At 39.9% G+C, this 19,048-nt stretch carries 18 protein-coding genes and 2 other annotated features; all 18 genes read left to right on the forward strand.

Annotated features, from left to right (window positions below):
* The first annotated feature begins 347 nt into the window (after positions 1-347).
* The 18 genes from radA to rpoB all read left to right on the forward strand — a co-directional run bounded on the left by radA (position 348) and on the right by rpoB (position 19,003).
* Positions 348-1,715 (forward strand): DNA repair protein RadA, encoded by a 1,368-nt coding sequence (gene radA / locus MHH64_RS03070; protein WP_118890037.1) that lies wholly within the window; start codon positions 348-350, stop codon positions 1,713-1,715.
* Positions 1,716-1,846: 131 nt separating this feature from the next.
* The gene (locus MHH64_RS03075) at positions 1,847-2,938 is read left to right on the forward strand and encodes a PIN/TRAM domain-containing protein (protein ID WP_095313611.1); all 1,092 of its coding nucleotides are present in this window, start codon (positions 1,847-1,849) and stop codon (positions 2,936-2,938) included.
* Positions 2,939-3,218: 280 nt separating this feature from the next.
* Positions 3,219-4,688 carry a glutamate--tRNA ligase gene (gene gltX / locus MHH64_RS03080; RefSeq protein WP_095313596.1) on the forward strand — a complete coding sequence of 490 codons (1,470 nt, stop codon included), beginning with the start codon at positions 3,219-3,221 and terminating at the stop codon, positions 4,686-4,688.
* 42 nt (positions 4,689-4,730) lie between these two features.
* Positions 4,731-4,957, forward strand: a binding site (T-box leader).
* 191 nt (positions 4,958-5,148) lie between these two features.
* Entirely contained in the window at positions 5,149-5,814 is a 666-nt protein-coding gene (gene cysE / locus MHH64_RS03085; protein WP_095313594.1) for a serine O-acetyltransferase, read from the forward strand.
* Positions 5,804-7,204 carry a cysteine--tRNA ligase gene (gene cysS, locus MHH64_RS03090; protein ID WP_251661002.1) on the forward strand — a complete coding sequence of 467 codons (1,401 nt, stop codon included), beginning with the start codon at positions 5,804-5,806 and terminating at the stop codon, positions 7,202-7,204. Before cysE ends, cysS begins: the two co-directional genes overlap by 11 nt.
* A gap of 2 nt (positions 7,205-7,206) precedes the next feature.
* Complete coding sequence (locus MHH64_RS03095; protein ID WP_118890039.1) at positions 7,207-7,608, forward strand: Mini-ribonuclease 3; 402 nt, start codon at positions 7,207-7,209, stop codon at positions 7,606-7,608.
* 1 nt (position 7,609) lies between these two features.
* Entirely contained in the window at positions 7,610-8,356 is a 747-nt protein-coding gene (gene rlmB / locus MHH64_RS03100) for a 23S rRNA (guanosine(2251)-2'-O)-methyltransferase RlmB (RefSeq protein WP_095313589.1), read from the forward strand.
* A complete protein-coding gene (locus MHH64_RS03105; RefSeq protein WP_095313586.1) occupies positions 8,357-8,866 on the forward strand; it encodes an NYN domain-containing protein in 510 nt (169 codons plus the stop codon).
* A 233-nt stretch (positions 8,867-9,099) separates the two neighbouring features.
* Positions 9,100-9,747 carry an RNA polymerase sporulation sigma factor SigH gene (gene sigH, locus MHH64_RS03110; protein ID WP_095313584.1) on the forward strand — a complete coding sequence of 216 codons (648 nt, stop codon included), beginning with the start codon at positions 9,100-9,102 and terminating at the stop codon, positions 9,745-9,747.
* A 166-nt stretch (positions 9,748-9,913) separates the two neighbouring features.
* Positions 9,914-10,063: a 50S ribosomal protein L33 gene (gene rpmG, locus MHH64_RS03115; protein WP_118890041.1), complete on the forward strand. Its 150-nt coding sequence runs from the start codon at positions 9,914-9,916 to the stop codon at positions 10,061-10,063.
* 37 nt (positions 10,064-10,100) lie between these two features.
* Positions 10,101-10,268 (forward strand): preprotein translocase subunit SecE, encoded by a 168-nt coding sequence (gene secE / locus MHH64_RS03120; RefSeq protein WP_095313580.1) that lies wholly within the window; start codon positions 10,101-10,103, stop codon positions 10,266-10,268.
* A 413-nt stretch (positions 10,269-10,681) separates the two neighbouring features.
* Positions 10,682-11,218, forward strand: coding sequence for a transcription termination/antitermination protein NusG (nusG, locus tag MHH64_RS03125; RefSeq protein ID WP_095313578.1), 537 nt, complete (start codon positions 10,682-10,684; stop codon positions 11,216-11,218).
* A gap of 172 nt (positions 11,219-11,390) precedes the next feature.
* The gene (rplK, locus tag MHH64_RS03130) at positions 11,391-11,816 is read left to right on the forward strand and encodes a 50S ribosomal protein L11 (RefSeq protein ID WP_144029223.1); all 426 of its coding nucleotides are present in this window, start codon (positions 11,391-11,393) and stop codon (positions 11,814-11,816) included.
* Positions 11,817-12,058: 242 nt separating this feature from the next.
* On the forward strand, positions 12,059-12,751 hold the full coding sequence (gene rplA, locus MHH64_RS03135) for a 50S ribosomal protein L1 (protein ID WP_095313576.1): 693 nt from the start codon (positions 12,059-12,061) through the stop codon (positions 12,749-12,751).
* Positions 12,752-12,801: 50 nt separating this feature from the next.
* Positions 12,802-12,953, forward strand: a sequence feature (ribosomal protein L10 leader region).
* A gap of 45 nt (positions 12,954-12,998) precedes the next feature.
* Positions 12,999-13,499: a 50S ribosomal protein L10 gene (gene rplJ, locus MHH64_RS03140; protein ID WP_095313574.1), complete on the forward strand. Its 501-nt coding sequence runs from the start codon at positions 12,999-13,001 to the stop codon at positions 13,497-13,499.
* 55 nt (positions 13,500-13,554) lie between these two features.
* Positions 13,555-13,917 (forward strand): 50S ribosomal protein L7/L12, encoded by a 363-nt coding sequence (rplL, locus tag MHH64_RS03145; protein ID WP_118890042.1) that lies wholly within the window; start codon positions 13,555-13,557, stop codon positions 13,915-13,917.
* Between the two features lie 415 nt (positions 13,918-14,332).
* Positions 14,333-14,935, forward strand: coding sequence for a class I SAM-dependent methyltransferase (locus tag MHH64_RS03150; RefSeq protein WP_118890043.1), 603 nt, complete (start codon positions 14,333-14,335; stop codon positions 14,933-14,935).
* A 531-nt stretch (positions 14,936-15,466) separates the two neighbouring features.
* Positions 15,467-19,003 carry a DNA-directed RNA polymerase subunit beta gene (rpoB, locus tag MHH64_RS03155; protein ID WP_118890044.1) on the forward strand — a complete coding sequence of 1,179 codons (3,537 nt, stop codon included), beginning with the start codon at positions 15,467-15,469 and terminating at the stop codon, positions 19,001-19,003.
* Positions 19,004-19,048: the final 45 nt, after the last annotated feature.

The raw sequence follows: 19,048 nt of genomic DNA on the forward strand, positions 1-19,048 counted from the left end.
GAGGAAAGCATAAAAGCGCGAATGCCGGTTAGTGAGGTAAAAACTGCGCACCGTAATATGGACCTGTTTACGTTGTTATGGTAACTAAAGGTATCCAGGTAATTCAATTTTTATAAATTCAAGAGAAAGTAAAAAGCTAGAAGAGCAGTATCTTCTAGCTTTTCCTTCCATATTGAGGGGTGTTCTAAACCCTCTTTACCCTACTTTAAACACCCAATTCTAGTGGAAAGGGTACTAAACGACCCAGTTGTGGCATAAATAAGGAAATATGTTTCATAAATTGATAGGAAGCTGTAACCTATTTGAGCCAAAAATGTTTTACAATAGTAAGAGAAGGGGATAGTGATTTGGCTAAGCGAAAAACGAAGTATGTTTGTCAAGATTGTGGATATGAATCTGCGAAATGGATGGGCAAATGTCCTGGGTGTAATAATTGGAATACGATGGTGGAAGAAGTTGAAGCAACCACTGTCAGAGGAAAACAAGTAAGTGGTACACATGTCGTTAGTAAGCCAGAAAGGATTACTTCGATCGAGTCACAGAAAGAACCGCGTATCACCACAACGATGAAGGAATTCAATCGTGTGCTTGGTGGCGGTATTGTTCTCGGATCGCTTGTTTTAATTGGTGGTGATCCTGGGATTGGCAAATCTACCTTGTTATTACAAATCTCTTCACAGCTTGCAGGGAAGCAATTGCCAGTTCTGTACGTTTCTGGTGAGGAATCGATCCGCCAAACAAAGCTGCGTGCTGATCGACTAGGAGTAAAAGAGGATCTGCTATATGTCCTTTCTGAAACGAATTTGTTTGATATTCAAAAACAAATTGAGGAGATTCGCCCCTCATTTGTCGTAATTGACTCCATTCAAACGATTTTTAAGGAAGATGTAACGAGTGCTCCTGGTAGTGTTTCACAAGTACGAGAATGTACTGTTGATTTAATGAAGGTCGCAAAATCAAACGGCATTCCGATATTTATAGTTGGTCACGTGACGAAAGAAGGGGCGATAGCTGGTCCAAGACTGCTCGAGCATATGGTTGATGCCGTATTGTATTTTGAAGGAGAAAGGCATCATACGTATCGAATATTACGAGGTGTGAAGAATCGCTTTGGAAGTACGAATGAAATGGGTATTTTTGAGATGAAAGAAGAAGGCCTTCGAGAAGTAATGAACCCTTCGGAGATTTTTCTAGAAGAGCGTTCAGAAGGATCAGCAGGCTCTACTGTCGTTGCATCGATGGAAGGGACAAGACCTGTACTCGTTGAAATTCAAGCATTGATTTCTCCAACTAGCTTCGGTAATCCACGCCGCATGGCCACAGGAATTGATCATAACCGTGTTCCTTTATTGATGGCAGTTCTCGAAAAGCGTGTCGGCCTTATGCTGCAAAACCAGGATGCCTACATTAAGGTAGCTGGTGGTGTGAAGCTTGATGAACCTGCAATTGATCTAGCGCTAGCTGTAAGCATTGCTTCAAGCTTTCGGGATAAGCCGACGAATCCAGATGATATATTTATTGGAGAAGTTGGGCTTACTGGGGAGATCAGACGTGTGTCGCGTATCGAACAGCGTGTTCAAGAAGCAGCTAAGCTTGGCTTTAAACGTGTCATTTGTCCGGAAAACAATCTGGATGGCTGGACATACCCGAAAGGAATTCAAGTACATGGGGTTCGTACCGTACAACAAGCATTAGATATAGCGATGGCCCAGTGATTCTTAGCGATTTTTATCATAAAAATGACATATTTATACTGTTATTTGTGAAATACAATGCTTTTTTCGCCCATTTATGAGGGTTAAATTATAAATTTCTAGGCAATACTAAACATTAGGAGGTGACGATGTTGCTCAAAAAAATAGTGCATTTATTTTTTATTGTTCTAGGCGGTACTATAGGTTATCTATATGTACCAGAAATAATTCGGTTATTGAACATTACAAATTTGGATTGGGCAAGATCCCCATATTTAGGCATGATCATCGGTGCAATTATATTCTTTATTCTTTCTTATTGGCTGGCAGATTATATTGTTGACTTTTTGAGGTGGGTAGAAGACGCACTGATAAAGCTCCCAGCAGTTGATTTATTCTTTGGTAGTATCGGTTTAATTGTCGGATTGGTTATTGCTTACTTTGTTAACATGCCCTTACAAGATATTAATATTGAGGTTGTATCACAGGTTCTGCCACTCTTTATTATGATTGTTCTTGGTTACCTTGGTTTCCAAGTGGGTTTCAGGCGGAGAGATGAATTTGTCAATCTAATGAAAACAAATAAAAAGGACAAACGCCGACCTATTGAAGGTGACGATGTAGATGCAATCGTACCAAAGGCAAAAATTCTGGATACAAGTGTTATTATTGATGGTAGAATCGCAGATATTTGCCAAACGAACTTTTTAGAAGGAACCGTTATAATACCGCAATTTGTACTCGGGGAACTGCAGCATATTGCCGATTCCTCAGATACACTCAAACGTAATAGAGGCCGCCGTGGACTAGATGTATTGAATCGCATCCAAAAGGAATTGCCAGTGAAAGTCGAGATTTATGAAGGAGACTTTGAAGAAATTCCAGAGGTTGATAGTAAGCTAATTAAACTTGCGAAGGTAATTGATGGTATTGTTGTAACAAATGATTTTAATTTGAATAAAGTTTGTGATTTACAGGGTGTTAACGTGTTGAATATTAACGATCTTGCCAATGCTGTGAAGCCGGTTGTACTTCCAGGTGAAGAGCTAATTGTACAAGTAATTAAAGATGGGAAAGAGCATAATCAAGGGGTTGCCTATCTTGATGATGGTACAATGATAGTTGTGGAAGAAGGTCGGGATTATATCGGAAAAACGATCGAAGTAATTATTACAAGTGTACTGCAAACATCAGCTGGCCGGATGATCTTTGCAAAACCAAAATTACTTGAAAAAGCACTGTAAAAGAGGTATAACTGATTAAGGTGAAGTAAAGTGATAACATGAATGATATGTTATCACTTTTTCATATAGAGTGCGTGTTCAAAAGGGAGGATGAAAAGGACCGAGAAGTTAGATTCGGCGTAGCTTTGAGCAGCGGAACGTATGGGTTTAATACGTGAGCAGTGGAAAAGCAAGCCAACGAAGAAATTCGATGTGTCATTTTTACCGGACTTTTTGAACAACCTTATAGACGTAAATTTATACTTATATCGGAATCCATAATTAAGAGAGGAGCAACACCATGAGTAAGGAAGTTCGTGTGCGTTATGCGCCAAGTCCGACAGGCCATCTGCATATTGGGAATGCACGTACAGCTTTATTTAACTATTTATATGCAAAACATTTTAACGGGAAGTTTATTATTCGTACAGAGGATACGGATGAAAAACGGAATGTAGCGGGTGGAGAAGAGAGCCAGTTGAAGTTTTTAAAATGGCTTGGATTAGAATGGGATGAAGGTGCTGATATTGGTGGTGACTATGGTCCATATCGTCAAACAGAGCGCTTAGATTTATATAATAAATATGTTAATGAACTACTGGAAAGAAACCTTGCCTATAAATGCTATATGTCAGAAGAAGAGCTTGAGGCTGAACGTGAGGAGCAACGTGAAAAAGGACAAGTACCTAAGTATTCTGGAGCCCACCGTAATTTAACGGAAGAGCAAATCGCGGCTTTCGAGGCGGAAGGTCGTAAGCCGAGTATCCGTGTTCGTGTTCCAGAGAACAAAACGTACATGTTCCAAGATATTGTTCGCGGCGAAATTACGTTTGAATCGAGTGATTTCGGTGACTGGGTTATTGTGAAGAAAAATGGTATCCCGACGTATAACTTTGCTGTAGCCATTGATGACCATCTGATGGAAATCACACATGTATTGCGTGGTGAGGAGCATATTTCCAACACACCGAAGCAAATGATGGTCTATGAAGCATTTGGCTGGGAAGCGCCAAAATATGGCCATATGACCCTGATTTTGAATGAGGAGCGTAAAAAGCTAAGCAAGCGTGATGAGCATATCCTTCAATTTATTGAGCAATATCGCAATCTAGGATATTTACCTGAAGCAATGTTTAATTTTATAAGCTTATTAGGCTGGTCTCCAGTTGGAGAGGAAGAGATCTTTTCTCAAGAAAAGCTAATTGAAATTTTTGATCCGGAACGTCTATCTACATCTGCAGCGATTTTTGACCAACAAAAACTGAAGTGGATGAACAACGAATACATCAAAGCGGCTGACATAGAAACGGTGATTGATCTAGCGATGCCGCATTTGATTGAATCTGGTAAATTACCGGAGGATATGGATGCAGATAAAAGAACGTGGGCAGAAAATGTGATTAGCTTATATCGTGAACAATTACGTTATGGTGCGGAGATTGTGGAACTAACGGAACTATTCTTTAATGATGAGATTTCCTATGATGACGAAGCGATGGAGGTCTTAAAAGGGGAACAAGTACCAGAAGTATTGCAAGTTTTTACAGATAAGCTGATCCATTTAGATGAGTTTAATAAAGATACAATTAAGGCACAATTTAAAGCAACACAGAAGGAAACTGGTCACCGTGGAAAGAAACTATTTATGCCAATCCGGATTGCGACAACTGGACAAATGCACGGTCCAGAGCTACCGTTTGCGATTGAGCTTTTAGGAAAGTCTGTTATTATCGCAAGGCTTGATAAAGTATTGAAGCAATTAGGAGCGTAATGGTTCACATTTCGCCGATTGTATAATATAGTATTACTAAATAAGTGAACGTTGAAAAGGGAAAGTAAGAATCGATCTGCTTATTCAGAGAGAATCACCAAGGGCTGTGAGTGATTTTAAGCATCGTTTCTGAAGTGCCCCTTGGAGTCTGTTATGGAAAATGAGTAGTCTTTAGTACATGACAGCGATACTCTCCCGTTACGAGAGCCAAAGTTGGAAGGATACGTCCTTCAAACAGAGTGGAACCGCGCTAATCTAGCGTCTCTGTGTATAAACTACACAGGGACGCTTTTTATTTTGGCAAAAAGTAAGGTATAAAACGTTCCTTTCTGCGTAAGGCGGGATAAGGCATTCACTCTGGAATTAGCCAAAATAAAAAAGATTCTATGAAAGTAGAGAGCCCCATCTAAAAATCCCTTTTACGAAAGCCAATTTTACTAACTATAAAGGAGGAAGGCACATGGGAATTTTCAAAACAATGAAGGAAGATATGGATGTTGTGTTTGAACAGGATCCTGCTGCACGTACGTATATCGAAGTGATGCTAACGTATTCGGGTCTTCATGCCGTATGGGCACATCGAATTGCGCATCGTTTTTTCAAAAGAAGGCTTTTCTTTATTGCACGCGTCATTTCTCAGGCTAGCCGCTTCTTTACAGGAATTGAGATTCACCCAGGAGCAAAGATTGGGCGACGTCTTTTTATCGACCATGGTATGGGAGTAGTTATTGGAGAGACGTGTGAGATTGGGGATAATGTTACCATTTTTCAAGGAGTAACGCTTGGCGGTACTGGTAAAGAAAGAGGGAAACGACATCCAACAGTGAAAGATAATGCACTCATTTCTACAGGGGCAAAAGTGCTTGGGGCAATAACAATCGGTGAAAGCTCGAAGGTCGGAGGCGGTTCTGTTGTGTTAAAGGATGTGCCTGATCATTCAACGGTAGTTGGTGTTCCTGGGAGAGTTGTAATCCAGAATGGGGAAAGAGTAAGAAGGGACCTTGATCATCATAAGATTCCTGATCCTGTAGCTGATCGTTGTGAACATATGCAGGTGCAGATTGATGAACTGAAGGCTGAAATTGCAAAATTGAAACAAGGGAGTGTAAAACAATATGTCGATTAAGTTATATAATACATTATCGCGCAAGAAGGAAGATTTCACACCATTAGAAGAAGGAAAGGTTCGTATGTATGTATGCGGACCGACTGTATATAACTATATTCATATCGGTAATGCACGTCCGGCTATTGTTTTTGATACAGTAAGAAGGTATTTCGAATACAAAGGCTTTCAAGTTGACTATGTATTAAACTTTACCGATGTCGATGATAAAATAATTAAAACAGCAAATGAATTAGGGGAAGATGTTCCTGAGATAGCAAATAAATTTATACAGGCTTATCTAGAGGATGTTGGAGCTTTAGGTGTGAAAGAGGCAACACATAATCCACGTGTTATGGAAACGATGGAGGATATCATTCGTTTTATTGATGTGCTCGTTCAGAAAGGGTATGCCTATGCAGCAGAAGGAGACGTCTATTTTAAACCGAGAGCGTTTGAAGGATATGGCAAATTATCCCATCAGTCAATTGATGAGCTTCGCTCTGGTGCGCGAATCCAAGTTGGAGAGAAAAAGAATGATCCGCTTGATTTTGCATTATGGAAAGAAGCAAAGTCTGGAGAAATTGCTTGGGATTCACCGTGGGGGAAAGGCCGACCAGGCTGGCATATCGAATGCTCTGCAATGGCTAAGAAATACCTTGGAGATACGATTGACATTCATGCTGGTGGGCAGGATTTAACATTCCCGCATCACGAAAATGAAATTGCTCAGTCTGAAGCCATGACAGGTCATACATTTGCGAATTATTGGATGCATAATGGGTATATAAATATTAATAATGAAAAAATGTCGAAATCACTCGGAAATTTTGTTTTAACAAGAGATTTAATTGCAAAGCATAATCCGGAAGTGCTACGTTTCTTCATGCTAAGTGTGCATTATCGTAATCCGATTAATTTTACAGAGGAGCTTCTGGAAAGTGCTAAAAATAGCTATGACCGAATTAAAACGGCATACGAAAACTTAGAGCATCGCAAACCGACGAGTATGAACCTTGTTGATAATACAGAGGAATGGTTAACGAAAATAGCGGAAATGAAACATCGCTTTGAGCTGGAAATGGATGATGATTTCAATACAGCGAATGCAATTTCTGTCCTGTTTGATTTAGCAAAAGAAGCAAATGTCTATTTACAATCCAACCAAACATCAACAGAGGTAATTGATGCATTTCAGGAAGTGCTCAAGACTTTACTAAATGTACTTGGGATTACTCTTGATACAGCAGATGAACTGTTAGACGAAGCGATTGAGGCGTTAATTGAAGAACGGAATGAAGCAAGGAAAAACCGTGATTTCGCTCGAGCAGATGAGATAAGAGATTTGTTAAAAGACAAAAATATCATATTGGAAGACACACCTCAAGGGGTTCGCTGGAAAAGAGGCTAATCATGAAGTTGGATCCAAAGCAATTGAAAAGCCTAGCACTCGCGTATATGGGAGATGCTATATATGAAACCCATGTCAGGGAGCATTTGCTTCAAAAAGGAACCGTAAAGCCGAACCAGCTACATCAAGAAGCGATTACTTTTGTTTCTGGAAAATCCCAAGCGGCTGTCATTCTTAACTGGGCAGCCAAAGCGGATTTTTTAAATGAGGAAGAACGGGCTGTTGTAGGGAGAGGGAGAAATGCTAAGTCTGGTTCTATTCCGAAAAACACAAGTGTACAAACCTATCGTTATAGTACGGCATTTGAAGCATTAATCGGCTATCACTATTTATCTGGAAACGAAACACGTCTTAAGGAACTGTTAGAAAGTGCGATTGAATTTGTAGAAGAGAGGAGTGGATAACATGGATCAAGAGTTAATAATTGGAAAAAATCCAGTAATGGAAGCATTAAAATCCGGCCGTTCTGTTAATAAAGTGGTTATATCGGAGCAATTGAATCCGAATGTGCAAAAGAAATTGCAACAAATGGCGAGAGAAGCTGGAACGATTGTACAAAAAGTGCCGAAATCAAAGCTTGAACAACTTGATTCCGGTAATCACCAAGGTGTGATTGCTTATGTTGCGTCCTATCAATATGCAACACTTGATGATTTATTTCAGCGGGCAGAAGAAAGAAATGAAGACCCCTTCTTCATCATTTTGGATGAATTGGAGGATCCACATAATCTAGGATCTATCTTGCGGACTGCGGATGCAACAGGGGCGCATGGAGTCATCATTCCGAAGCGGCGCTCGGTAGGTTTAACCGCAACTGTTGCGAAAACAGCTGCAGGAGCGATGGAGCATATTCCAGTAGCGCGGGTGACGAATATCGCCAATACAATTGATGAATTAAAAGAAAGACAGGTATGGGTTGTCGGTACAGAAGCAGAAGCAACGGAGGACTATCGCAAGTTGGACGGGGCATTGCCGATCGCTCTTGTAATTGGCAATGAAGGAAAGGGTATTAGTCGACTTGTTCGGAAGAAGTGTGATTGGACAGTAAGCTTACCAATGAAGGGAGCAGTATCTTCCTTGAACGCCTCAGTTGCCTGTAGTTTGCTTCTCTATGAGGTATATCGTAAAAGATACCCATTGGGTGATGTATAGATGGTCGTTCTTATTGTAGATGGCTATAATATTATTGGAGCATGGGAAGAGCTGCAACAACTAAAGGAAAAAGAAATTGGACAAGCTCGTGACCGTCTGGTTGAGTGGATGGCTGAATACCAAGCGTATTCCGGCCATCGTGTCATTATCGTATTCGATGCGTACTATGTTAAAGGGATTTCAAGTAAATTAAAGCAATATAAAGTTGAAGTAATTTATACAAAGGAAAAGGAAACAGCTGATGAATGTATCGAAAAGCTTGTGAAAGAAGTAAAAAATGTGAAGACACAAGTATATGTAGCTACATCTGATTATGCAGAGCAGCGTACGATTTTCGGACAAGGAGCTCTTCGTAAGTCTGCTCGTGAACTATTTATTGAAATGCAGGACATTGAAAAGGAAATTGAAGTTAGCATTGAACTGCATAAAAAAATGCAACCACAATCTAAAATTAAGTTGGACGAAGAAATCCTTCAGAAATTTGAAAAGATGAGAAGGGGAGAAATATAGCATAAAAATAGTGTTCAAAAAGGGGGATGAAAAGACATGTCGGAAATTAGTCGAATGCCCTATTTCTCGGGGTGTTATTTTCGCCGGACTTTTTGAACAACTAAAAAGTTTGATTTTTGCGCTATTTCGACATGTTTTGCATGTAAACGCTTCTTATTCATGTTGACGGTTCTGAAACGAGTACTGTATACTATGTCCTAAGTGACAACCGAGATAGTCAGGGGGCAATCTTAATGAGCGTCGAGCAAATAGTAAAAGACAATCGAAGTATTAGTAAGCTTGAAGATGACGATTTGCTGCAACTTGTTCGTCGAGGCGACAGTCGAGCGCTGGACATATTAATTAACAGGTACATTAATTTTGTCCGAGCAAAAGCACGAACGTATTTTTTAATTGGCGCAGATAAAGAGGACATCATTCAAGAAGGAATGATCGGATTATATAAAGCAATTCGCGATTATAATGGGGACAAGCTATCTTCATTTAAAGCATTTGCTGAGCTCTGTGTGACGCGTCAGATTATCACTGCAATTAAAACAGCGACAAGACAGAAGCATATTCCACTTAACTCCTATGTTTCCCTCGATAAGCCAATCTATGATGAAGAATCAGATCGCACATTGTTGGATGTAATTGCAGGATCGAAAGAGATTGATCCTCAAGAGCTTCTCATTAACCGAGAAAATTTCGGAGATATGGAAATGAAATTATCCGAATTATTAAGCGAGTTGGAAAGACAAGTGCTCCATTTGTATTTGGACGGAAGGTCCTACCAGGAAATATCGATTGAATTGAAACGACATGTCAAATCGATTGATAATGCTTTGCAACGTGTAAAACGAAAGCTCGAACAACTGATGGATGTGACTGAAACACCATAAATAATCAAGATTTAGATTGGGAGAATAACAGAAAGCTAACCTTCACCGTTTTTGTTTAAAACATTTGATATTATTTGGCTCACGGGTTGTTGAGACGTTGACACGTTATGGCAAAACGTGCTAAATTAGAACAAAAGGAAAATACCCTATGTGTGGGGTGAAATAGATGAGTAATAAAATCACGTTAGCGTGTGCAATTTGTTCAAGCAGAAATTATTCAACGAATAAGAATGTATCCACAAAGGCTACGAGATTAGAAGTACGTAAATATTGCAAAACATGTGGGCAACATACATTGCATCGTGAAACAAAGTAAGTGCGCATTTTAAGCGGAGTTTTTGGGGGGTACAAGCATGTTCAGATTCTTTAAAGATGTATCTAGAGAAATGAAAAAAGTTAGCTGGCCAAAAGGTAAAGAGCTGACCAATTATACCATTATCGTTATTTCAACCGTAGTATTTGTAGCACTATTCTTTTTTATTGTTGATTTAGGTATTTCTCAAGTTTTAAACTTATTTTGAATAAATGTGTTTAATTATGCTATAATGAAAAATAATATACCCTTTTAAAAACCCGGTCAAAGCGGGTTTTTTAAATTGGAGAAAATGGTAGACGATTCGTGATTGAATGATAAATCAAGCTGCTATAAAGTGTGTGTTCAAAAGAGGATAAAAAGGACCGAGAAGTTCGAGGTGGTGTAGCTCCTGATAGCGGAACGTATGGGTTTAATACGTGAGCAGACGTTCTTGCACGCGGGAAAAGTGTTTTTCTTTTGCAAGGAATGGAAAACCAAGCCAACGAGCTTCCGCAGGATGTGGTGACTTCGATGTTCGACACAGGACGTGTCGGTATTTAATCGAAGGTCTACTGTTCTCGATGTGTCATTTTTACCGGACTTTTTGAACAGCCTTATAAGGGAGGGAGCCCTGTATAAATGGAGAAAAATTGGTATGTTGTTCATACGTATTCCGGTTATGAAAATAAAGTAAAGATGAACTTGGAGAAACGTGTAGAAACAATGGGAATGGAAGATAAGATCTTCCGTGTAATCGTTCCAGAAGACGAGGAAACAGAAATTAAAAACGGTAAAAAGAAAGTCATGAAAAAGAAATCATTCCCTGGTTATGTATTAACAGAAATGATTATGACAGACGATTCCTGGTATGTTGTAAGAAACACGCCTGGCGTAACTGGTTTTGTTGGATCTAGCGGGCACGGTGCAAAACCGACACCATTACTTCCAGATGAAATTGATGTTGTTTTAAAGCGTATGGGTGTATCAGAACCGACCGTACAGGTTGATTTTGAAATCAAAGAAAATGTACGAGTTGCTGACGGCCCATTCACTGATTTCACAGGATCAATTGAGCACATTGATATGGACAAGCAAAAACTAAAAGTTCATGTTAATATGTTTGGTAGAGAAACCCCTGTTGAATTGGATTTCTCGCAGGTTGAAAAGCTGTCTTAAAATGAACTTCTAAAAAAAGAGACAACAAAACCTTGCATTATTTAGCATTTCATGCTAAAATTTTTTTGTTATTTATGCTCTGAATAGGGCGTTGATAAATGGAGTGGGAGGGTATACCAATACAATCATAGGACCCTATTACCACATCACGGACTTTAAGGAGGTGTGTCTCGTGGCTAAAAAAGTAATCAAGTTAGTGAAATTGCAAATCCCAGCTGGTAAAGCAAACCCAGCACCGCCAGTAGGACCGGCACTAGGTCAAGCAGGTGTTAATATCATGGGATTCTGTAAAGAATTTAATGCTCGTACACAAGATCAAGCGGGTTTAATTATTCCTGTTGAAATTACGGTATTTGAAGACCGTTCATTTACATTTATTACAAAGACTCCACCAGCAGCTGTTCTTTTGAAAAAAGCAGCAGGTCTTGAATCTGGTTCTGGTGAGCCTAACAAGAACAAGGTCGCTACATTGAAACGCGATCAAGTAAAAGAAATTGCGGAATCTAAAATGCCTGATTTAAACGCAGCTGATGTTGAAGCGGCAATGCGTATGGTTGAAGGTACTGCACGAAGCATGGGAATTGTTATCGAAGATTAATTTTTGCAAATAGGAAAGTGTCAAACTTTGCTATTTGTACAAGTGCAACTAAGGCATTTGCCTAACGCTTGGCGATTGCTGAGTTTTCTAATACGGTATAGGTTGCGGTTGGCTGACCATTCGCAACCTTTTTCGTGGGTGTGATGGACCTAGTTTTAGGTTCGTTACACGCTTTATAAAAGCTGTTTGCTTTTATAAGTGGGAGGTATTACCGTTATAACCACAATAGAGGAGGAAATAAAATGGCAAAAACAGGTAAGAAGTATCAAGAAAATGCAAAGCTTGTTGACCGTACAAATTTGTATGAAATTAAAGAAGCTGTTGCATTAGCGAAACAAACTGCTAAAGCAAACTTTGACGAAACAGTTGAAGCTGCATTCCGTCTTGGAGTAGATCCGAAGAAAGCAGATCAACAAATCCGTGGAGCAATGGTATTGCCACATGGAACTGGTAAAACACAACGCGTGCTTGTGTTCGCTAAAGGTGAAAAGGCAAAAGAAGCAGAAGCTGCAGGAGCAGATTATGTAGGAGAGACAGAATTCATTGAGAAAATCAACAAAGGTTGGTTTGAATTTGATGTTATTGTAGCGACTCCTGATATGATGGCTGAAGTAGGTAAGCTTGGACGTGTGTTAGGACCAAAAGGTCTAATGCCAAACCCTAAAACTGGAACAGTTACTTTTGAAGTAGAAAAAGCTGTTAAAGATATTAAAGCTGGTAAAGTAGAATACCGTGTAGATAAGTCTGCAAATATCCATGTTCCAATTGGAAAAATCTCATTTGAAGATGAGAAATTGGTTGAAAACTTCGTAGCACTTACAGAACAACTTGTGAAAGTAAAACCGCAAGCTGCTAAAGGTACGTACATGAAGAATGTTTCAATCGCTTCTACAATGGGACCTGGAATCAAAGTTGACGTATCTGATTTTCGTTAATTAGGTGTTGACTTTGTCGCAGTGTTCCGTTATACTAAATTGCGTCATAATAAAATGAATATGTTATACCGTAGACAGTAGGTGCGGATTTCCGCTTAATATCCTGCCGAGGTTTGTTTATATACAGATGAGTTAATCTATGTTAATGTCCATTTGTTATATTAAGCTCCCATGTCTACGTGGGAGCTTTTCTTATATATCCCAGCGGTGTAATGATATGAAGGAAATGATAATAGGAGGTGGAACAATGTCTGCAGTAATTGAACAAAAGAAACAATTAGTTGAAGAAATCACAGAAAAATTCCGTGCTAGTCAAACTTCAATAGTGGTTGACTACCGTGGTCTTGATGTGGCAGAAGTTACAGCATTACGTAAAGAACTACGCGATGCGGGAATCGACTTTAAAGTTTACAAAAATACAATGACTCGCCGTGCTGTAGAAGCAGCTGAACTTTCAGGCTTGAACGATGTGTTGGTAGGACCAACAGCTATCGCTTTCAGTAACGATGATGTAGTAGCACCAGCAAGAATTCTTAATAACTTCATGAAAGAACATGAGGCATTAGAAATCAAAGGTGGCGTTATCGAAGGTCAAGTAGCTAGCCTTGAACAAATTCAAGAGCTTGCTGAGCTTCCGAACTACGAAGGTATGGTGTCTATGCTGCTTAGCGTGCTTCAAGCACCTATCCGTAACTTTGCTTACGTTACGAAAGCAGTTGCAGAACAAAAAGAAGAACAAGGCGCTTAATAATCGCCTGACGATATTACTAAATTAAACTAAAATATTAGGAGGAAAATATATCATGACTAAAGAAGAAATGATTGGCGCAATCAAAGAAATGTCCGTTTTAGAATTAAACGATCTTGTTAAAGCAATCGAAGAAGAATTTGGAGTAACTGCTGCTGCACCTGTAGCTGCTGCTGGTGCTGCTGGTGGAGCTGCTGTTGAAGAGCAAACTGAGTTTGATGTAGTACTTACAAGTGCTGGAGCATCAAAAATCAAAGTTGTTAAAGCTGTTCGTGAAATCACTGGTCTTGGTCTTAAAGACGCAAAAGACTTAGTAGATAACGCGCCAAAAGCAATTAAAGAAGGCGTAGCTAAAGAAGAAGCTGAAGAAGTTAAAGGTAAACTTGAAGAAGCTGGCGCTGAAGTAGAAGTTAAATAATTTTGCTAATAGAAAATGATAGAGCTCGTCGAATTTCGGCGGGCTTTTTATCACGCGTTAATGGAGTGAAGAACCCCAACCTCTAATTGCGAGGGGGATCTTGTGGTATGAACAGCCGTAATCTCCTGATTCTGTTTAACTAACATCCAGAAGGCTGACTGCCTGAATAAAGTTTCGCTTTATTATTGATGCGGTATTTTATTGCCGGATCAAAATAATTAAGAGTAATTCATGTCGATTGTATAAAAGAGAAGATCTTGATCTAACTACTTTCGGCATTTTCTTTTTTGTGCCTGTCGATGTATATGGTGCAAGAGAGGTATCTTCGATTGAATTAAGTTTTATATATTATCTGGAGGTAGTTTGCTTTCAGGTATCTTCTAATTTTAAATATAACTAAGAAGTAGGTGCCCAAATGTCTGAGCATTACTTTTCTAATAAACCTCAATCTAAAACTTTACCAAAAACATGGACGTACCAACTAAGAGGAAAAAAATATACGTTTACAAGTGATGTTGGCGTGTTTTCAAAAAACGAAGTCGATTTTGGTTCGAGACTTTTAATAGAGCAATTTCAGGAGCCAAGTGTTCCTGGCGATCTATTGGACCTTGGTTGTGGTTATGGTCCAATTGGAATCGCGCTTGCGAATGATTTTGTTAATCGCCAAGTTGTGATGGTGGATGTAAATGAGCGTGCGCTTGCGCTTGCTGAGAAAAATGCGGCTATCAATAATCAAATAAACACTGAGGTTATCCAAAGTGATCGTTTGTCAGGTTTGCCTGGACGGAAGTTCGCGGCCATCCTCACGAACCCGCCGATTCGAGCGGGAAAGCAAGTGGTTCATCAAATGTTTGAGGATTCGAAAAAAGCTTTGCTTCCGGATGGTCAATTATGGGTGGTTATTCAAAAGAAGCAAGGAGCACCTTCGGCGATGGATAAGATCGAGGACTTGTTTGGAAATGTAGATGTTGTTATCAAAAGTAAAGGATACTATATATTAAGAGCTTTAAATGTTTGACCACATAGAATTAGTGTGGTAAGATTGGAAGATGGTAACATGGGGATTCTTTTGTCAAGGGAATCTTTATAAAATATGGGACGTATATTTGATTGCTGAACGGCAACACTGGTAGAATCGGAAAAAATGCAGGGTTTTATAATAAAGCCTTTTTTCTAGTTTACCAAAATAAATGCTATGTGTACAACTAGTATTTGTTGTATTGCTTTCAAATGCTGGTGAAGGGTAAGAGATGTAAAACACTTCGACGGCACGCTGGCAAGCATGTTCCATGAATTTCAATGCTTTAAAATTTGTTCGGCATATTGCTGAGCGAAAAGTTTAGCTAGGTAGATAGGATAGTGAAAAGCTTACTATTTACATCAATGCAACGAAGGTATTTACTTAAATAATTTGTGAATGCCTAAGTTTTGAAAAGTTAGGTTCGAAAAACAAAACTGAGAATCACTTTTTCTCGTATTGTTTTTTTCTAAATATGATTCTCTTTTTGTCAGACAGCGACAAAAAGACACGATTTAAGGGGTGAAGCAGTTGACAGGTCAACTAGTTCAGTATGGACGGCACCGCCAGCGCAGGAGCTATGCACGTATCAGTGAAGTTTTAGAATTACCGAATCTAATCGAGATTCAAACCGCTTCATATGAATGGTTCCTCGAAGAAGGCTTAAGAGAGATGTTCCAGGATATTTCTCCAATTGAAGATTTTACAGGAAACCTATCACTTGAGTTTGTAGATTACAGTTTAGGTGAGCCGAAGTATCCTGTAGATGAATCAAAGGAAAGAGATGTTACGTACAATGCTCCGCTTCGCGTGAAGGTTCGTTTAATTAATAATGAAACCGGTGAAGTGAAAGAACAGGAAGTATTTATGGGAGATTTCCCACTTATGACAGATACAGGTACATTTATTATTAATGGAGCTGAACGAGTTATCGTTTCACAGCTCGTACGTTCACCTAGTGTCTACTTTAATGAAAAAATCGATAAAAATGGTAAGCGTGGTATTGCTGCTACCGTTATTCCGAATCGTGGTGCATGGCTTGAGTTCGAAACGGATGCGAAAGACATTGCATATGTCCGCATTGATCGTACACGTAAATTACCAATTACAGTATTGTTACGTGCATTAGGCTTTGGCACAGATCAGGAAATCGTCGATCTATTAGGCGAGAATGAATACTTACGAAATACACTTGAAAAAGATAATACAGAGACCACAGAAAAGGCATTATTGGAAATCTATGAGCGTTTACGCCCGGGTGAGCCACCTACAGTGGAGAATGCGAAAAGCTTACTAATTTCCCGTTTCTTTGATCCGAAGCGTTATGACCTTGCGCATGTTGGTCGTTACAAGATGAATAAAAAGCTTCATATTAAAAACCGTCTGTTCAATCAGATTTTGGCTGAGTCTATTGTTGATCCTGAAACAGGAGAGGTTTTAGCTGAAAAAGGTGAACGATTAGAACGGAAACTATTAGATAAAATTCTTCCGTATTTAGAAAGGGAAGAAGATCGTTTCGGCGAGCGAATTCTTGAACCGAACGATGGTATTTTAGAAGATGAAATCAATATTCAGTCCGTTAAGATTATGGATCCAACTGATCCGAGCGGTGAGCGTGAATTAACTGTAATCGGAAATGGCGGCGTAACAAAAGAAGTTAAAAATATAACGCCAGCAGACATTTTAGCTTCTATTAGCTATTTCTTTAATCTGCTTTACAAGGTTGGGGACACAGATGATATTGACCATCTTGGAAACCGCAGACTTCGTTCGGTTGGTGAGTTGTTGCAAAATCAATTCCGTATCGGATTATCTCGTATGGAGCGAGTTGTACGTGAAAGAATGTCAATTCAGGACACGTCAAGCGTAACTCCACAACAGTTAATTAATATTCGTCCAGTAATTGCTTCAATTAAAGAGTTCTTCGGTAGCTCTCAGCTTTCGCAATTTATGGATCAGACAAACCCATTAGGCGAATTGACGCATAAGCGTCGTCTATCAGCGCTAGGGCCAGGTGGTTTGACGCGTGAACGCGCTGGTTTCGAAGTGCGTGACGTTCACTATTCTCACTATGGTCGTATGTGTCCGATTGAAACGCCAGAGGGGCCAAACATTGGATTGATTAACTCTCTGTCAAGCTATGCAAAGGTAAATAAATTTGGTTTTATTGAATCGCCATACCGTCGTGTAGATCCGGAAACCGGTGAAGTAACGATGAAAATTGATTACCTAACAGCAGATGAACAAGATAACTATATCGTGGCACAAGCAAACGCGAAACTTGATGAGAACAATAAGTTTGTTGATGCTGAAGTGATCGCTCGTTTCCGTGAAGACAATATCATTGTTTCCCGTGATAAGATTGATTACATGGATGTATCGCCGAAACAGGTAGTTTCTGCTGCGACAGCTTGTATCCCGTTCTTGGAAAACGATGACTCTAACCGCGCATTGATGGGTGCGAACATGCAACGTCAGGCGGTTCCGTTAATGAAGCCTGAAGCACCAATTGTGGGCACTGGTATGGAGTATGTAAACGGGAAAGACTCTGGAGCTGCGGTAATTAGCCGTGGTGAGGGTGTTGTGGAACGTGTAGAAGCGAAGGAAATTGTTATTCGTCACATTTCGGAAGTTGACGGTAAAGAAGTTCAAGGTGATGTTGTTCACTATAAGCTGCAAAAATACAAACGTTCGAACCAAGGAACTTGTTATAATCAACGCCCTATCGTTAGTGAGGGTGACCGCGTAACAAAGGGTGAGGTACTTGCTGACGGGCCTTCAATGGAAGATGGAGAGCTTGCTTTAGGTCGTAACGTTCTTGTTGGATTTATGACTTGGGAAGGTTATAACTATGAGGATGCGATCATCATGAGTGAAAGACTCGTGAAAGACGATGTATATACATCCATCCACATTGAGGAATTTGAGTCCGAAGCCCGTGATACAAAGCTTGGACCGGAAGAAATAACAAGAGATATCCCGAACGTTGGGGAAGACGCACTGAAGAACCTGGATGAGTATGGAATTATCCGTGTCGGTGCAGAAGTAACCGATGGAGATATTCTAGTTGGTAAAGTAACACCTAAAGGGGTTACGGAATTATCTGCAGAGGAAAGACTATTGCATGCTATCTTTGGCGAGAAAGCTCGTGAAGTGCGTGATACGTCCTTACGTGTTCCACATGGTGGAGGCGGTATTGTACTGGATGTTAAAATCTTCAATCGTGAAGATGGAGACGAACTGCCACCAGGTGTTAACCAGTTGGTTCGTGCGTATATTGTACAAAAACGTAAAATCCATGAAGGGGATAAAATGGCCGGTCGTCACGGTAACAAAGGGGTTATCTCCAAAATTTTACCGGAAGAAGATATGCCGTTTTTACCAGATGGTACACCAATCGACATTATGCTTAACCCACTTGGCGTTCCGTCACGTATGAACATCGGACAAGTGTTTGAGTTACATTTAGGAATGGCTGCTAGACAGCTTGGTATCCATGTTGCAAGTCCTGTATTTGATGGAGCAACAGAAGAAGATGTATGGGAAACACTTGAAGAAGCTGGTATGCCAAGAGATGCGAAAACAATTCTTTATGACGGCAGAACTGGAGAAGCGTTTGATAACCGTGTGTCTGTAGGGGTCATGTACATGATCAAACTTGCGCACATGGTTGATGATAAGCTTCACGCACGTTCAACTGGACCTTACTCACTTGTAACACAGCAGCCACTTGGTGGTAAAGCACAATTTGGTGGACAGCGTTTTGGTGAGATGGAGGTTTGGGCATTAGAGGCTTACGGTGCGGCGTACACACTACAGGAAATTCTTACTGTGAAATCGGATGATACAGTAGGACGTGTGAAAACATACGAAGCAATTGTGAAAGGTGATAATGTTCCAGAACCAGGAGTACCAGAATCTTTCAAGGTACTAATCAAGGAATTACAAAGTCTTGGTATGGATGTTAAAATGCTTTCGAGCGATGAACAAGAAATCGATATGCGTGAACTAGAAGAGGAAGAAGTTCAGGCGGCAACAAAGCTTAATATCGATGTAGAAGAGAATTAATGACACAATCCAGAATTGGTTCCAGGGTCTTTTCAAGGGCCCTCT

This window comes from Oceanobacillus sp. FSL K6-0127 (assembly GCF_037983385.1).
Lineage (GTDB): Bacteria > Bacillota > Bacilli > Bacillales > Amphibacillaceae > Oceanobacillus > Oceanobacillus profundus.

Coding starts and splice junctions, on each gene's coding strand:
- gltX (WP_095313596.1), top strand. CDS start 3,219: ATGAGTAAGGAAGTTCGTGTGCGTTATGCGCCAAGTCCGACAGGCCAT.
- cysE (WP_095313594.1), top strand. CDS start 5,149: ATGGGAATTTTCAAAACAATGAAGGAAGATATGGATGTTGTGTTTGAA.
- cysS (WP_251661002.1), top strand. CDS start 5,804: ATGTCGATTAAGTTATATAATACATTATCGCGCAAGAAGGAAGATTTC.
- MHH64_RS03095 (WP_118890039.1), top strand. CDS start 7,207: ATGAAGTTGGATCCAAAGCAATTGAAAAGCCTAGCACTCGCGTATATG.
- rlmB (WP_095313589.1), top strand. CDS start 7,610: ATGGATCAAGAGTTAATAATTGGAAAAAATCCAGTAATGGAAGCATTA.
- MHH64_RS03105 (WP_095313586.1), top strand. CDS start 8,357: ATGGTCGTTCTTATTGTAGATGGCTATAATATTATTGGAGCATGGGAA.
- sigH (WP_095313584.1), top strand. CDS start 9,100: ATGAGCGTCGAGCAAATAGTAAAAGACAATCGAAGTATTAGTAAGCTT.
- rpmG (WP_118890041.1), top strand. CDS start 9,914: ATGAGTAATAAAATCACGTTAGCGTGTGCAATTTGTTCAAGCAGAAAT.
- secE (WP_095313580.1), top strand. CDS start 10,101: ATGTTCAGATTCTTTAAAGATGTATCTAGAGAAATGAAAAAAGTTAGC.
- nusG (WP_095313578.1), top strand. CDS start 10,682: ATGGAGAAAAATTGGTATGTTGTTCATACGTATTCCGGTTATGAAAAT.
- rplA (WP_095313576.1), top strand. CDS start 12,059: ATGGCAAAAACAGGTAAGAAGTATCAAGAAAATGCAAAGCTTGTTGAC.
- rplJ (WP_095313574.1), top strand. CDS start 12,999: ATGTCTGCAGTAATTGAACAAAAGAAACAATTAGTTGAAGAAATCACA.
- rplL (WP_118890042.1), top strand. CDS start 13,555: ATGACTAAAGAAGAAATGATTGGCGCAATCAAAGAAATGTCCGTTTTA.
- MHH64_RS03150 (WP_118890043.1), top strand. CDS start 14,333: ATGTCTGAGCATTACTTTTCTAATAAACCTCAATCTAAAACTTTACCA.